The organism is Streptomyces flavovariabilis (genome assembly GCF_000725785.1).
Taxonomy (GTDB): Bacteria; Actinomycetota; Actinomycetes; order Streptomycetales; family Streptomycetaceae; genus Streptomyces; species Streptomyces hawaiiensis.
Map to the genome: position 1 here is coordinate 319379 of NZ_JNXD01000011.1, position 14894 is coordinate 334272.

Sequence of the window (14894 nt, forward strand, 5' to 3'; positions counted from 1 at the left end):
CCAGCCTCACATACGGGGAGGGTCCCCGGGTCGTATGACCCGGGGACCCTCACAGCCCTGGCAGGAGCGATCAGTTGCGGCGCCTCAGCGCTCGACCTCACCCGCGATGAACTTCTCGACGTTCTCGCGGGCCTCGTCGTCGAAGTACTGCACGGGCGGAGACTTCATGAAGTAGCTCGACGCCGACAGGATCGGACCGCCGATGCCGCGGTCCTTGGCGATCTTGGCGGCGCGCAGGGCGTCGATGATGACGCCGGCGGAGTTCGGGGAGTCCCAGACCTCGAGCTTGTACTCCAGGTTCAGCGGGACGTCACCGAAGGCACGGCCCTCGAGGCGGACGTAGGCCCACTTGCGGTCGTCCAGCCAGGCGACGTAGTCGGACGGGCCGATGTGGACGTTCCCCTCGCCCAGGTCGCGGTCGCGGATCTGCGAGGTGACGGCCTGCGTCTTGGAGATCTTCTTCGACTCGAGGCGGTCGCGCTCGAGCATGTTCTTGAAGTCCATGTTGCCGCCGACGTTCAGCTGCATGGTGCGGTCCAGGACGACGCCCCGGTCCTCGAACAGCTTCGCCATCACGCGGTGCGTGATGGTGGCGCCCACCTGGGACTTGATGTCGTCACCGACGATCGGGACGCCCGCCTCGGTGAACTTGTCCGCCCACTCCTTGGTGCCGGCGATGAAGACCGGGAGGGCGTTGACGAAGGCGACCTTGGCGTCGATGGCGCACTGGGCGTAGAACTTCGCCGCGTCCTCGGAGCCGACGGGCAGGTAGCAGACGAGGACGTCGACCTGCTTGTCCTTGAGGACCTGGACGACGTCGACCGGCTCCTCGGCGGCCTCCTCGATGGTCTCGCGGTAGTACTTGCCGAGGCCGTCGAGGGTGTGGCCGCGCTGGACCGTCACGCCGGTGCTGGGTACGTCGCAGATCTTGATGGTGTTGTTCTCGGAGGCGCCGATGGCGTCCGCCAGGTCGAGACCGACCTTCTTGGCGTCCACGTCGAACGCGGCGACGAACTCGACGTCGCGGACGTGGTACTCGCCGAACTGGACGTGCATCAGGCCCGGCACCTTGGATGCCGGATCGGCGTCCTTGTAGTACTCGACTCCCTGTACCAGCGATGCGGCGCAGTTGCCCACACCGACGATGGCTACGCGAACCGAACCCATTCCGGTTGCTCCCTGTGTGTACGAGTGAGGCCCTGAGCGGGCTCTCACGTGGCGGTGTCGTCAGGCGTATCCGGACGGGGGTCGTCCCCCGGCCGGGGCAGGCCGCCCGACGCTCCAGATGTGGTGTCACGCGAAGCGGGCTCACCGGTGGCCGGACCCTTGAGGTCCCGCCCCGCCCGCTCGCTCTCGATGAGCTCGTTCAGCCAGCGCACCTCGCGCTCCACGGACTCCATCCCGTGGCGCTGGAGCTCGAGCGTGTAGTCGTCGAGGCGCTCCCGGGTCCGGGCCAGGGAAGCGCTCATCTTCTCCAGCCGCTCCTCCAGCCGGCTGCGGCGGCCCTCCAGCACGCGCATGCGGACATCGCGTGAGGTTTGCCCGAAGAAGGCGAAACGGGCTGCGAAGGTTTCGTCCTCGTACGCGTCGGGCCCGGTCTGCGAGAGCAGCTGCTCGAAGTGCTCCTTACCCTCCGCCGTCAACCGGTAGACGATCTTGGCGCGGCGACCCGTGAGGGGGGCGGCGAGGGCGTCCTCGGCGGTGTTCCCCGGTTCCTCGATCAACCAGCCGTTGGCGACCAGCGTCTTGAGGCAGGGGTAGAGCGTCCCGTAGCTGAACGCACGGAACACGCCCAGCGATGTGTTGAGCCGTTTGCGCAGCTCATAGCCGTGCATCGGAGATTCGCGGAGCAGGCCGAGTACGGCGAACTCGAGGATCCCGGAACGCCGGCTCATCGTCGCCTCCTCTCGCCGCGGTGCGCATGTGTCAGTCCGATGTGTCGGGCCGATGTGTCGAGCTGATGTATCGACTCGATACATCACGACGATAGAACGGCCTTCCGGATGCGACAAGAGGGGGTCGGGTGAACGGGATCACATCACCGATTCATCGGACGCGAGTTGCCTGATTTGAGGTGAAGTTTGGGGCTCGGCAGGGTTTGACGGTGCGTAGTCTGTGCGCCATGCACATCACCGGGAACCGAGTGACGCCTGAGAGCGTCGTCGTCGTCGGTGTAGTACGGGTGCATGCGGGACCGATGAATGCGGAGCCGACCGCATCCGTACTTCGGGGGGACCGGAAACCAGCCGCCGTTTCCAGGCGCGCAGGGGTGCGCCTGCCCGAGGAGTAATCGTTCGATGAGCGAGCACCGTCGCAAACCGCCGCAGCCGCAGGGAGGCGGACGTGCCGCGGCCCGACGCGGCCAGTCCGGCTCGTCCTCCGGCCGCCGCGCGGCACCGCGAGGCGCCACCGGGTCTCCGTCCGACTCCTATGGGTCGGACACCTACGACTCCGGGGGTGAAGAGCGTCAGTACGGCGGCCGTGCCGAGGCCCGGCGTGCGGCGCAGAGAAGCACGGGTGGCAGCCGCCGCAGAGCGGCCGAACCGACCCGTGGTGGCCGGCGTGCCGGCCCTGGCGGCCCGAACGGGCCCGGCAGGGGCAGAGGACGCGCGGCCGCCGTCCCCGACAAGAACCGGCTGATCGACTATCCGCGGGCCGGCAAGTACGGCTGGCAGCGCTGGATGCCGTCCTGGAAGCTCGTCTCCGGCCTGTGCATCGGGTTCTTCGGCAGCCTGGTGGCCGTGGCGGGCATCGGGTACGCCATGGTGGGCGTCCCCAACGAGGAGAACGCTGCGGCCCTGTCGCAGAACAACGTCTACTACTGGGCCGACGGCAGCCAGATGGTCGCGGCGGGCAGTGGCCAGAACCGGCAGAACGTCACGATCGACCGGATCCCGAAGGCCATGCAGTGGGCGGTGATCTCGGCCGAGAACAAGACCTTCTACCAGGACAGGGGCGTCGACCCCATGGGTATCGCCCGAGCTCTGGCGAACATGGCCCGGGGCGGTGACACGCAGGGCGGTTCGACGATCACCCAGCAGTTCGTCAAGAACACCTACCTGAGCCAGGAACAGTCGCTCACCCGTAAGTTCAAGGAGATGTTCATCTCCATCAAGGTGGGCACGAAGGTCTCCAAGCCGGTGATCCTCCAGGGCTACCTGAACACCTCGTACTACGGCCGTGGTGCCTACGGCATCCAGGCCGCTGCCCAGGCCTACTACGGCAAGGAAGCGAAGGAACTGAAGCCGAGCGAGTGTGCCTTCCTCGCCGCTCTTCTGAAGGGCCCGACGTACTACGACCCCGCCGGCAACGAGAGCATCGACGAGACTGCGAGCGCCGGCGCCAACCGCAAGCGCTCGGAAGCCCGTTGGGGCTGGATCCTCGAGCAGATGCACAAGGACAAGAGGATCACGGACGCGGAGTACCAGGAAGCGATCAAGAAGTACCCCATGCCCCAGCCCCGTAAGGCGTCCAAGGGCATGAGCGGCCAGATCGGGTACCTGGTGGACACGGCCAAGAAGTACGTCCTGAACCACTCCAACATCTCCGAGAAGCAGTTCGACCTGGGCGGCTACCAGATCAAGACGACCTTCAAGAAGGACAACGTCGAGGCGCTGGCGAAGGCGGTCAAGAAGGTCGAGAAGGAGAAGCTCGACCCGAAGAACCGTGAGCTGGACAAGCACGTTCAGTTCGGTGCGGCGTCGGTGAAGCCCAAGGACGGCGCGATCGTCGCGCTCTACGGAGGCGCGGGGTACGAGAACGGCCACTTCAACAACAACGCGGACACCTCGGGTGTCCCCGTCGGTTCGACGTGGAAGCCGTTCGTGCTCGCCGCCGCGATGGAGCACGGCACTTATCGGAGTGACGGAGTCGGGATCTCGCCGCTGAGTAAGTACAACGGCAACGACCATCTCAAGGTCAGGAACAACGACGGCTCCTATGTCCTGAAGAAGGACAACACTCCCTTCTTCCAGGAGAACGAGAGTGACCGTCCCTGGGGCTACATCTCGCTGCGCAAGGCGATGGAGCAGTCCGTGAACACCCCGTTCGTGCAGCTCGGCATGGACGTGGGAATGAGGAACGTGCGGGACGTGGCCGAGAAGTCCGGCATCCTGGACGCCAGCTTCGCCACGCTGAACCCGTCGTTCGCGCTCGGTACGTCGACTCCCAGTGCGATCCGTATGGCCGATGCCTACGCGACGTTCGCCGCATCGGGCAAGCAGGCCGCCCCGTACTCGGTGACCAGCGTCAAGTTCAACGGTCAGGAAGTCGAAGGCTTCGAGAAGCCGAGGATCACGCAGGCGATGCCCGAGAACGTGGCCCACAACGTCACAAACGTTCTGGAGAACGTCATCCAGAACGGTACGGCTAAGAACGCGCTGGCCCTGGGCCGTACGGCGGCCGGCAAGACCGGTACCACGGACGAGAACAAGTCCGCCTGGTTCGTCGGCTACACCCAGCAGCTGTCGACCTCGGTCGCGATGTTCCGCGAGGATCCCAAGAGTGCCAAGCTGCTCTCCATGAACGGCACGGCCGGTGAGGAGTCCATCCACGGTGGTGACACTCCCACGCAGGTGTGGACCGAGTACATGAAGGCCGCGTTGAAGGGCAAGCCCGATCCCGGCTTCCCGGACGCCGAGAAGATCGGCGACATCCAGGACGCCGTCGGGGCTCCGACGCCGACCCCGACGCCCAGCGTGGAGCCCAGCGAGACCGTGACCGAGTCGCCGAGCCCCACACCCACGGTGAGCTCGACCCCGTCGCCGTCGCCGAGCGACACCTGCGGGTTCTTCGGCTGTGAGAACGACGGTGGCACGGAGAACGGCGGCACCGAGAACGGTGGAACGGACGGAGGCGTGTCCTCCCCGCCCGCACCGACCGGCACAGCCGAGACCGGCGGCAACAGCAGAGGCAATGGCAACGGAGGCATCTTCGGAGGCCCCGAGGGATAGCCGCCGACAGATCGCCCGGCTTGGGTGTTTCACGTAAAACGCGAGGGTGTTTCACGTGAAACGAGGGCCGCCGTCCCCTTCGGGTACGGCGGCCCTCGGCGTATTGCTGGACACGTACGGCAGGATGTGCGGCATGCCCAGTGCAGAATCGACGCAAGCGAGCGTCCATGAGCCGGAGCCGGTGCGGCCGACCAAGGAGGACGAGGTCGCCGCGGCTGGAAGCGAGCTGATCGGTGGCCCGCTCGGGCGGCGCGCCCTGCTCGGGGCGTCCTGGTGGACTCCTGTGCGGGTGATCGCGCTGGTGGCGATCGGTATGTTCGCCCTCGGACTGGTCCAGAAGGCGCCCTGCTACAACGGCGCCTGGTTCTTCGGCGCCAGCTCCCAGTACACGCATGCGTGCTACTCGGACATCCCGCACCTCTACCAGGGGCGCGGCTTCGCCGATGGGCTCGTGCCGTACTTCGACAGGCTTCCCGGCGACATGCAGTACCTGGAGTACCCGGTGCTCACCGGTGTCTTCATGGAGGTCGCCTCCTGGCTCACGCCCGGCAGCGGCACCATCCAGGACCAGGAGCAGTGGTACTGGATGGTCAACGCCGGAATGCTCATGGTGTGTGCGTCCGTCATCGCCGTCTGCGTGACCCGCACCCACGCCCGACGCCCCTGGGACGGCCTGCTGGTCGCCCTGGCGCCCGCCGCCGCGCTCACGGCGACCATCAACTGGGACCTGCTCGCGGTCGCTCTGACGGCCGCGGCGATGCTGATGTGGTCACGTGGCCGCTCCCTCGCCTTCGGTGTCCTGCTGGGCCTCGCCACGGCCGCCAAGCTCTACCCCTTCCTGCTCCTCGGGCCACTGATGGTTCTGTGCTGGCGCGCGGGCAGATGGCGTGAGTTCGGGACGGCTCTGGGCGGTGCGATCGTCGCCTGGATCGTCGTGAACGGGCCGGTGATGCTCTTCGCGTTCGAGGGCTGGTCGAAGTTCTACACGTTCAGTCAGGAGCGGGGCGTCGACTTCGGATCCTTCTGGCTGATCATGGCCCAGAACTCGGACGACCCGCTCAGCACCGACACGGTGAACACACTGGCCACCCTGCTGATGCTGGTGTCCTGCGCGGCTGTCGCGGCGCTCGCCCTGACCGCCCCGCGACGCCCGCGCTTCGCCCAGCTCGCCTTCCTGATCGTCGCGGCGTTCATCCTCACCAACAAGGTCTACTCGCCGCAGTACGTCCTGTGGCTGGTGCCGCTGGCCGCTCTCGCCCGGCCGAAGTGGCGGGACTTCCTGATCTGGCAGGCCTGCGAGGTGGCGTACTTCCTGGGGATCTGGCTGTACCTGGCGTACACGACCAGCGGAGAGGCTCACAAGGGGCTGCCCACCGACGGATACCACTGGGCCATCGGCCTGCATCTGCTGGGGACGCTGTACCTGTGCGTGATGGTCGTGCGCGACATCTTCATGCCGGAGCGGGATCCGGTGCGGCGGTCCGGTGACGACGACCCCTCGGGCGGAGTGCTCGACGGAGCTGAGGACGTCTTCGTTTTCGGGCCCGCGGTTCGCCCCCAGCGGCACGTGACCGCCCAGTTCGACGGGCCACCGGTCGAGTGGGGCAAGCCGGGCGCTACAGGCGGCGGTTCGCTCTGAGCGAACGGCGCGAGATGCCGTGACCGCGAGACGCCGAAGGCCGTACACGGGAAGCCGTGTACGGCCTTCTTGCTGTGTGCTGCGCCGCGCGACCCGGAGTCGGCGCTCGGCGACGTCCGGTACGTCGCGCCGGTCAGCGGTCCATGATCCGGTCGAACTGCGTGGTGGTGTGCCGCAGATGGGCCACCAGTTCGTCGCCGACCTGCGGCTCCGGCGCGTCCGCCGGCACGAACAGGATCGAGACCTGCATGTGCGGCGGCTCCGCGAACCAGCGCTGCTTGCCGCCCCAGACGAACGGAGAAAGGTTCCGGTTCACCGTCGCGAGGCCGGCGCGCGCGACGCCCTTGGCGCGTGGCATGACGCCGTGCAGCGCCTTGGGGGCCTCCAGACCCACTCCGTGCGACGTACCGCCCGCCACGACGACCAGGAAGCCGTCGGAGGCGGCCTTCTGCTGCCGGTAGCCGAAGCGGTCACCCTTGGCTACGCGCGTGACGTCCAGGACCGCGCCGCGGTACTCGGTGGCATCGTGATCCCCCAGCCACAGCCGCGTGCCGATACGGGCCCGGAAGCGGGTCTGCGGGAACTGCTGCTGGAGCCGGGCGAGTTCCTCGGCCTTGAGGTGGCTGACGAACATGGTGTGCAGCGGCAGCCGGGCCGCACGCAGCCGGTCCATCCAGCCGATGACCTCCTCGACGGCGTCGGAGCCGTCGGTGCGGTCCAGCGGCAGGTGAAGGGCGAAGCCTTCCAGGCGGACGTTCTCGATGGCGGCGTGCAACTGCGCCAGGTCCTGCTCGCTGATGCCGTGCCGCTTCATCGAGGACATGACCTCGATCACCACGCGGGCACCGACCAGGCCGTACACGCCGTCTATCGACGAGACGGAGCGGATGACCCGGTCCGGCAGCGGCACCGGCTCCTCGCCGCGCCGGTACGGCGTCAGCACCAGCAGATCCCCGCCGAACCAGTCCTTGATCCGGGCGGCCTCGTACGTCGTGCCGACGGCGAGGACGTCCGAGCCCAGCCGCGTGGCCTCCTCCGCCAGCCGCTCGTGCCCGAAGCCGTAGCCGTTGCCCTTGCAGACCGGCACGAGGCCCGGGAACTGCTCCTGTACGTGCTTGTGGTGCGCACGCCAGCGCGCGGTGTCGACGTAGAGCGTGAGCGCCATGGCCGGACCTGGAACCTTTCTCGCGGTGCCGTGTATCGGCGGTTGCCGTGTGTTCAGAGGTATAGAAGCACTGAACGGGACATCAGCGGCGCGACATGTAGATGTCGAGCGCCTTGTGCAGCAGCTTGTTCAGCGGGAAATCCCACTCGCCGAGGTATTCGGCCGCCTGGCCGCCGGTACCCACCTTGAACTGGATCAGGCCGAAGAGGTGGTCGGTCTCGTCCAGCGAGTCGGAGATGCCGCGCAGGTCGTAGACGGTGGCGCCGAGCGCGTAGGCGTCGCGCAGCATCCGCCACTGCATCGCGTTCGAGGGCCGGACCTCGCGGCCGATGTTGTCGGAGGCGCCGTAGGAGTACCAGACGTGCCCGCCGACGATCAGCATCGTCGCGGCCGACAGGTTCACGCCGTTGTGCCGGGCGAAGTACAGCCGCATGCGGTTGGGGTCCTCGGTGTTGAGGGCCGTCCACATGCGCTGGAAGTACGAGAGCGGGCGCGGCCGGAAGTGGTCGCGCACGGCCGTGATCTCGTAGAGCCGCTGCCACTCCTCGAGGTCCTGGTAACCGCCCTGGACGACCTCGACGCCGGCCTTCTCGGCCTTCTTGATGTTGCGGCGCCAGAGCTGGTTGAAGTTCTTGTGGACCTCTTCCAGGGAGCGGTTCGCCAGCGGCACCTGGTACACGTAGCGGGGCTGGACGTCCCCGAAGCCGGCGCCGCCGTCCTCGCCCTGCTGCCAGCCCATGCGGCGCAGCTTGTCGGCCACCTCGAAGGCGCGCGGCTCGATGTGGTCGGCCTCGATGTCACGCAGGCGCTTGACGTCCGGGTTCTGGATGCCCTGCTTGATGGAGGGGGCCTCCCAGCGCCGGATGATCACCGGCGGGCCCATCTTCACGGAGAAGGCCCCCTGCTGCTTCAGGTGCGCCAGCATCGGTTCGAGCCATTCCTGCAGATTCGGCGCGAACCAGTTGATGACCGGGCCCTCGGGGAGGTAGGCGAGGTAGCGCTTGATCTTGGGAAGCTGCCGGTAGAGGACCAGACCGGCACCGACCATCTCACCGGTGCGGTCATCGAACCAGCCGAGGTTCTCGGAGCGCCACTCCGCCTTGACGTCAGCCCAGGCCGGGACCTGCATGTGGCTCGCCGACGGCAGGCTCTGGATGTAAGCCAGATGCTGCTCGCGACTGATGGTCCTCAGGGTCAGGCTCATTTCGGGGCGCTCCTCGGGCTGGTGTGTCCCCATGGGTACAGGGGCTCCGGCTCTCGCGCGAAGCCTACTGCGCCTTGGGAGCGCGCCGGTTGGGCGTACGGGACCTTCGCCCCGGCCCGAGGCCGGCCGGGGCGTGACCCGGTGTTCGGATGAGGGTGTGTCCCGGTGTCAGCCGATGAGGCCGCCGTGCGCCATGCCCAGGAAGAACCCGACGCCCGATGCGCCCAGGCCCAGGATCAGACCGAAGCGCTCCCGGGTCGTCTCCGAGATCCACTGGCCGTACGCACCCGTGAAGATGCCCACGAGGCCGGCCCAGGAGCTGAGCAGATGCAGGTCGTCGTCGATGATCGCCGTGAGGAACGACGTGAGGCCCAGCACCAGGGTCACCGCGAGCAGGGCGTCCTGGAGGGGATGGGGCTTGCCGTCCGAGGCGAAGAGGCCGCCGGCGGTGTTCGGTCGCAATGCCTGTGCCATAGGGCACCTCCTGCGAAAGTCGGCGCATCGTAGCGCCATACACACCCGATGGGTACAGATTGGCTGCCCTGGAGGCCGGATTTCAACCGCAAGCCGCTGTGCGGGTACTCTGTACCGTCCGCACCGGTGTCTGCCCATGTCATGGCAAGGGGCTTCTCGCCAGAAGCCCCGGCTGTCAGTGGTGGCCGATACCGTTGCTACGCATCACAACCCTCCTGCCACGGAACGACCGTGGCCGCTGAGTCCAAAGGAGGTGGGTTCCACATGCGTCACTACGAGGTGATGGTCATCCTCGACCCCGAGGTCGAGGAGCGCGCTGTCTCTCCGCTGATCGAGAACTTCCTCTCTGTCGTCCGTGACGGCGGCGGAAAGGTCGAGAAGGTCGACACCTGGGGCCGTCGTCGTCTCGCGTACGAGATCAAGAAGAAGCCCGAGGGCATCTACTCGGTCATCGACCTGCAGGCCGAGCCTGCGGTCGTCAAGGAGCTCGACCGCCAGATGAACCTGAACGAGTCGGTCCTCCGGACCAAGGTCCTCCGCCCCGAGACCCACTGAGCTTCCCAGCTCAGCTGATCCCGGGATTCGAGTAGCAAGCAGCCAGAGCAAACCCGCCGAGAGGTTCCCCCATGGCAGGCGAGACCGTCATCACGGTCGTCGGCAATCTTGTCGACGACCCCGAGCTGCGCTTCACCCCCTCCGGTGCGGCGGTCGCGAAGTTCCGTGTCGCGTCCACCCCCCGCACCTTCGACCGCCAGACGAACGAGTGGAAGGACGGCGAGAGCCTCTTCCTGACCTGCTCGGTCTGGCGTCAGGCGGCGGAGAACGTCGCCGAGTCGCTCCAGCGAGGCATGCGCGTCATCGTGCAGGGCCGGCTGAAGCAGCGGTCCTACGAGGACCGTGAGGGTGTCAAGCGCACGGTCTACGAGCTGGACGTCGAGGAAGTCGGCGCCAGCCTGCGCAACGCCACGGCCAAGGTCACCAAGACCACCGGCCGCGGTGGCCAGGGCGGCCAGGGTGGCTTCGGCGGCGGAGGCGGTGGCGGCCAGGGTGGCGGCGGCTGGGGCGGCGGCCCCGGTGGCGGCCAGCAGGGCGGCGGCGCTCCCGCCGACGACCCGTGGGCGACCGGCGCTCCCGCCGGTGGCAACCAGGGCGGTGGCGGCGGCTGGGGTGGAAACTCCGGCGGCGGCAGCGGCAGCGGCGGCGGCTACTCGGACGAGCCCCCCTTCTAAGGACGGGTTCGCACTCACACTTCTTGATCACACAGGAGAAACACCATGGCTAAGCCGCCTGTGCGCAAGCCGAAGAAGAAGGTCTGCGCATTCTGCAAGGACAAGGTCACGTACGTGGACTACAAGGACACGAACATGCTGCGGAAGTTCATTTCCGACCGCGGCAAGATCCGTGCCCGCCGCGTGACCGGCAACTGCACGCAGCACCAGCGTGACGTCGCCACGGCCGTGAAGAACAGCCGTGAGATGGCGCTGCTGCCCTACACGTCCACCGCGCGATAAGGGAAGGGTGACCGACTCATGAAGATCATCCTCACCCACGAGGTCTCCGGCCTCGGTGCCGCGGGCGACGTCGTCGACGTCAAGGACGGTTACGCTCGCAACTACCTGATCCCGCGGAAGTTCGCTATCCGCTGGACCAAGGGTGGCGAGAAGGACGTCGAGCAGATCCGTCGTGCTCGCAAGATCCACGAGATCCAGACCATCGAGCAGGCCAACACGGTGAAGGCCCAGCTCGAGGGCGTCAAGGTCCGTCTGGCCGTTCGCTCCGGCGACGCCGGTCGTCTCTTCGGTTCCGTCACCCCGGCCGACATCGCTTCCGCGATCAAGGCCTCCGGTGGTCCCGAGGTCGACAAGCGCCGCATCGAGCTCGGCTCGCCGATCAAGACGCTGGGCGCTCACGAGACGTCCGTGCGTCTGCACCCCGAGGTTGCCGCCAAGGTGAACATCGAGGTCGTCGCGGCCTGAGTGCCGCGCTGCTGAAGCAGTAAGCGATGGGGCCGCACCCTGTGGGGTGCGGCCCCATTCGTGTCTGCCGGATGCATGTCCACCGGGCGGCGTCTGTGTTTCACGTGAAACGCCGCGCTCCTCTGGAACACTCCGTGTTTCACGTGAAACAGGCGGCGTTTCACGTGAAACGGTCAGCGGGTCGCACCCGTCACGATCCAGCGGCCCGATCGGGTGCGCAGCCACAGGGTCAGCATTCGTACGGTCATCATCAGCGTCATCGTGGCCCAGAGGGCGGTGAGCCCGCCGCCCAGTACGGGGACCAGCAAAGCGACCGGAGTGAACACCGCCAGGGTGAGCAGCATCGCCCAGGCGAGGTACGGGCCGTCACCGGCGCCCATCAGGACTCCGTCCAGGACGAAGACGATGCCGGAGATCGGCTGGGACAGGGCGACGATGATCAGGGCAGGCAGCGCCACATCCTTGACCGTCGGGTCACTGGTGAACAAGGGCAGGAACGCCGGTCGGGCGATGACCACCAGAACGCCGAGAACGACTCCGACGGCGATACCCCACTCGACCATGCGACGGCATGCGTCCCGGGCACCCTGAGCGTCACCGGCTCCGAGGTAGCGACCGATGATGGCCTGCCCCGCGATGGCGATGGCGTCGAGGGCGAAGGCCAGCAGGTTCCACAGAGAAAGAATGATCTGGTGGGCGGCGATGTCGGCATCCCCGAGACGGGCGGCGACCGCAGTGGCGATCATCAGGATCGCCCGCAGGGACAGTGTGCGCACCAACAGGGGTACACCGGCCTGTGCGGAGGCCCTGATCCCGGCGGCATCCGGACGCAGCGAGGCACCATGCTTGCGTGCTCCTCGCAGAACCACCACGAGGTAGACCGCGGCCATGCCGCACTGAGCGATGACGGTGCCCCACGCGGAACCGGCGATCCCCAGATCGGCCCCATAGACAAGCCCGGCGTTGAGGGCGCCGTTGGCAACGAAGCCGGCGACGGCCACGTAGAGCGGGGTCTTGGTGTCCTGCAGGCCGCGCAGGACACCGGTCGCGGCGAGAACGACGAGCATGGCCGGTATGCCGAGCACGGAGATGCGCAGATACGTGATCGCGTAAGGGGTTGCCGCATCCGAGGCGCCGAAGAGGTCCACGAGGTGGGGTGCCGTCGGCAGCGCTGCGGCGACGACGGCGGCGCCGAGGAGCAGTGCCAGCCAGATACCGTCCATACCTTGCCGGATGGCGGCCGGGAGATCGCCCGCTCCGACTCGGCGCGCAACCGCCGCCGTCGTGGCGTAGGCGAGGAAAACGAAGACGCTCACGGCGGTCATCAGCAGGGCCGAGGCGATGCCGAGACCGGCGAGTTGGGCTGTACCCAGATGGCCCACGATGGCGGTGTCGGTCATGAGGAAGAGGGGCTCGGCGACGAGGGCGCCGAAGGCCGGCACCGCCAGCGCGACGATCTCTCGGTCGTGCTGTCTCCGGCCGGTTCGGCGGCGCGCGGGGGCCTGTGTCATGTGCACCAATCTAATCGTCCACAGGTAAGAGATGCAAAGCTTTTGTGACCCTTACTTTCCGTCTCAGGGTGCGCACTCCTGTGCACTGTTCGAGGCGATCTTGAGCCGGTTGGGAAAGTTTTTCTTCTGCACAGCCGGTGGACGGCAAAGGTGCAGGTCAGGGCGTCCCTTCTTGTGAGGACCGCTGCTTGTTCACAGGCCTGTCCACCGGGTCGTGCACAGGTTTCGCGGGGTTCTCCACAGCATCTGGGTCGTCGTCCACATGGCCTGTGGATAACCAGATTGGCTGACGGTGCAGAGAGGCCTACGGTGGTCCGGCGCCCGCTCCGTCCGCCGGTTTTCAGAACGCCACAAAACCGGCGCGCGCTAACCGGAGTTGGGCCTCTTATTTGTCAGTGCCGTGCCGTAAGAACAGAGGGGCACGGCTAGGTCTGCTTCGGCGGACGGGAGGAGGTGGCTCGGTGAGCATTTCCGAGCCCTTGGACGACCCGTGGGCCGACAGCGGTCCCAGTGATCGTCTGCCCGCCTCCCGCCGACGTGGTGACGGAGCCCGGGGCCGCGACGAACAGCATGAGCGGGGCAGGGACAACGGGACGTGGGACGGAGGCTCGGCCCCGGCGTTCGAACGGGTACCGCCACAGGACATCGACGCCGAGCAGTCCGTCCTCGGCGGCATGCTCCTGTCCAAGGACGCCATCGCCGACGTCGTCGAGATCCTCAAGGGCCACGACTTCTACAAGCCGGCTCACGAGACGATCTACCAGGCCGTCCTCGACGTCTACGCCAAGGGCGAGCCGGCCGACCCCATCACGATCGCGGCCGAGCTCACCAAGCGCGGCGAGATCAACAAGGTGGGCGGGGCCTCGTATCTGCACACCCTCGTCCAGACGGTTCCGACGGCGGCCAACGCGGCGTACTACGCGGAGATCGTCCACGAGCGGGCCGTTCTGCGCCGCCTGGTCGAGGCCGGTACGCGCATCACACAGATGGGATACGCGGCCGACGACGACGTCGACGAGATCGTCAACCGCGCCCAGGCAGAGGTCTACGCGGTCACCGAGCAGCGCACGAGCGAGGACTATCTGCCGCTCGGCGACATCATGGAGGGCGCGCTCGACGAGATCGAGGCGATCGGCTCGCGCAGCGGTGAGATGACCGGCGTTCCCACGGGGTTCACGGACTTCGACTCGCTCACCAACGGCCTGCACCCCGGCCAGATGATCGTCATCGCCGCGCGTCCGGCCATGGGCAAGTCCACGCTCGCGCTGGACTTCGCTCGGGCCTGCTCGATCAAGAACAACCTGCCGAGCGTGATCTTCTCGCTCGAAATGGGGCGCAACGAGATCGCGATGCGTCTGCTGTCCGCCGAGGCCCGGGTCGCCCTGCACCACATGCGGTCCGGCACGATGACGGACGAGGACTGGACGCGCCTGGCCCGGCGGATGCCGGACGTCTCGGCTGCCCCGCTCTACATCGACGACTCGCCGAACCTGTCGATGATGGAGATCCGTGCCAAGTGCCGCCGCCTCAAGCAGCGCAGCGACCTCAGGCTGGTCGTCATCGACTACCTCCAGCTGATGCAGTCGGGCGGCTCCAAGCGGGCCGAGAGCCGTCAGCAGGAGGTCTCGGACATGTCCCGTAACCTCAAGCTGCTGGCCAAGGAGCTGGAGATCCCGGTCATCGCGCTCTCTCAGCTGAACCGTGGTCCCGAGCAGCGCACGGACAAGAAGCCGATGGTGTCCGACCTCCGTGAGTCCGGCTCCATCGAGCAGGACGCCGACATGGTCATCCTGCTGCACCGCGAGGACGCCTACGAGAAGGAGTCCCCGCGTGCCGGCGAGGCCGACCTGATCGTGGCCAAGCACCGAAACGGTCCGACGGCGACGATCACGGTCGCTTTCCAGGGTCACTACTCGCGGTTCGTGGACATGGCGCAGACCTGATCCGCCCCGACCTCTCGGACTCCTGCCCAA

At 67.2% G+C, this 14894-nt stretch carries 13 protein-coding genes; 7 read left to right on the top strand and 6 right to left on the bottom strand.

Features of this window, described 5'->3' with window-relative positions; translation table 11 throughout:
• Positions 1 to 84: 84 nt before the first annotated feature.
• Both IO24_RS0120870 and IO24_RS0120875 read right to left on the bottom strand, forming a co-directional pair.
• On the bottom strand, positions 85 to 1167 hold the full coding sequence (locus tag IO24_RS0120870; RefSeq protein WP_031137680.1) for an inositol-3-phosphate synthase: 1083 nt from the start codon (positions 1165 to 1167) through the stop codon (positions 85 to 87).
• Between the two features lie 44 nt (positions 1168 to 1211).
• Positions 1212 to 1895, bottom strand: a complete 684-nt coding sequence (locus IO24_RS0120875; RefSeq protein ID WP_031137681.1) for a PadR family transcriptional regulator — start codon at positions 1893 to 1895, stop codon at positions 1212 to 1214.
• A 402-nt stretch (positions 1896 to 2297) separates the two neighbouring features.
• On the opposite strand from IO24_RS0120875, the gene IO24_RS0120880 reads away from it, so the two are divergent.
• Both IO24_RS0120880 and IO24_RS0120885 read left to right on the top strand, forming a co-directional pair.
• Positions 2298 to 4952, top strand: a complete 2655-nt coding sequence (locus IO24_RS0120880) for a transglycosylase domain-containing protein (protein ID WP_234335176.1) — start codon at positions 2298 to 2300, stop codon at positions 4950 to 4952.
• Between the two features lie 124 nt (positions 4953 to 5076).
• Complete coding sequence (locus IO24_RS0120885) at positions 5077 to 6591, top strand: glycosyltransferase family 87 protein (RefSeq protein WP_031137683.1); 1515 nt, start codon at positions 5077 to 5079, stop codon at positions 6589 to 6591.
• A 133-nt stretch (positions 6592 to 6724) separates the two neighbouring features.
• Here the strand turns inward: IO24_RS0120885 and IO24_RS0120890 are convergent, their stop codons facing one another.
• The 3 genes from IO24_RS0120890 to IO24_RS0120900 form a co-directional block, all read right to left on the bottom strand.
• A complete protein-coding gene (locus IO24_RS0120890; RefSeq protein ID WP_031137684.1) occupies positions 6725 to 7756 on the bottom strand; it encodes an alanine racemase in 1032 nt (343 codons plus the stop codon).
• 82 nt (positions 7757 to 7838) lie between these two features.
• A complete protein-coding gene (gene femX, locus IO24_RS0120895) occupies positions 7839 to 8960 on the bottom strand; it encodes a peptidoglycan bridge formation glycyltransferase FemX (protein WP_031137685.1) in 1122 nt (373 codons plus the stop codon).
• Positions 8961 to 9128: 168 nt separating this feature from the next.
• Positions 9129 to 9434 carry a hypothetical protein gene (locus tag IO24_RS0120900; RefSeq protein ID WP_031137686.1) on the bottom strand — a complete coding sequence of 102 codons (306 nt, stop codon included), beginning with the start codon at positions 9432 to 9434 and terminating at the stop codon, positions 9129 to 9131.
• A gap of 264 nt (positions 9435 to 9698) precedes the next feature.
• Here IO24_RS0120900 and rpsF point away from each other — a divergent pair, with 264 nt between their 5' ends.
• The 4 genes from rpsF (at position 9699) to rplI (ending at position 11410) form a co-directional block, all read left to right on the top strand.
• The gene (gene rpsF / locus IO24_RS0120905; protein WP_030847098.1) at positions 9699 to 9989 is read left to right on the top strand and encodes a 30S ribosomal protein S6; all 291 of its coding nucleotides are present in this window, start codon (positions 9699 to 9701) and stop codon (positions 9987 to 9989) included.
• Positions 9990 to 10060: 71 nt separating this feature from the next.
• Complete coding sequence (locus IO24_RS0120910; RefSeq protein ID WP_031137687.1) at positions 10061 to 10663, top strand: single-stranded DNA-binding protein; 603 nt, start codon at positions 10061 to 10063, stop codon at positions 10661 to 10663.
• Between the two features lie 45 nt (positions 10664 to 10708).
• Positions 10709 to 10945: a 30S ribosomal protein S18 gene (gene rpsR / locus IO24_RS0120915; protein WP_003949403.1), complete on the top strand. Its 237-nt coding sequence runs from the start codon at positions 10709 to 10711 to the stop codon at positions 10943 to 10945.
• An 18-nt stretch (positions 10946 to 10963) separates the two neighbouring features.
• Entirely contained in the window at positions 10964 to 11410 is a 447-nt protein-coding gene (rplI, locus tag IO24_RS0120920) for a 50S ribosomal protein L9 (protein WP_031137688.1), read from the top strand.
• 173 nt (positions 11411 to 11583) lie between these two features.
• On the opposite strand, the gene IO24_RS0120925 is transcribed toward rplI, so the two are convergent.
• Complete coding sequence (locus IO24_RS0120925; protein ID WP_031137689.1) at positions 11584 to 12921, bottom strand: MATE family efflux transporter; 1338 nt, start codon at positions 12919 to 12921, stop codon at positions 11584 to 11586.
• A 461-nt stretch (positions 12922 to 13382) separates the two neighbouring features.
• On the opposite strand from IO24_RS0120925, the gene dnaB reads away from it, so the two are divergent.
• Positions 13383 to 14864, top strand: a complete 1482-nt coding sequence (dnaB, locus tag IO24_RS0120930; RefSeq protein WP_031137690.1) for a replicative DNA helicase — start codon at positions 13383 to 13385, stop codon at positions 14862 to 14864.
• Positions 14865 to 14894: the final 30 nt, after the last annotated feature.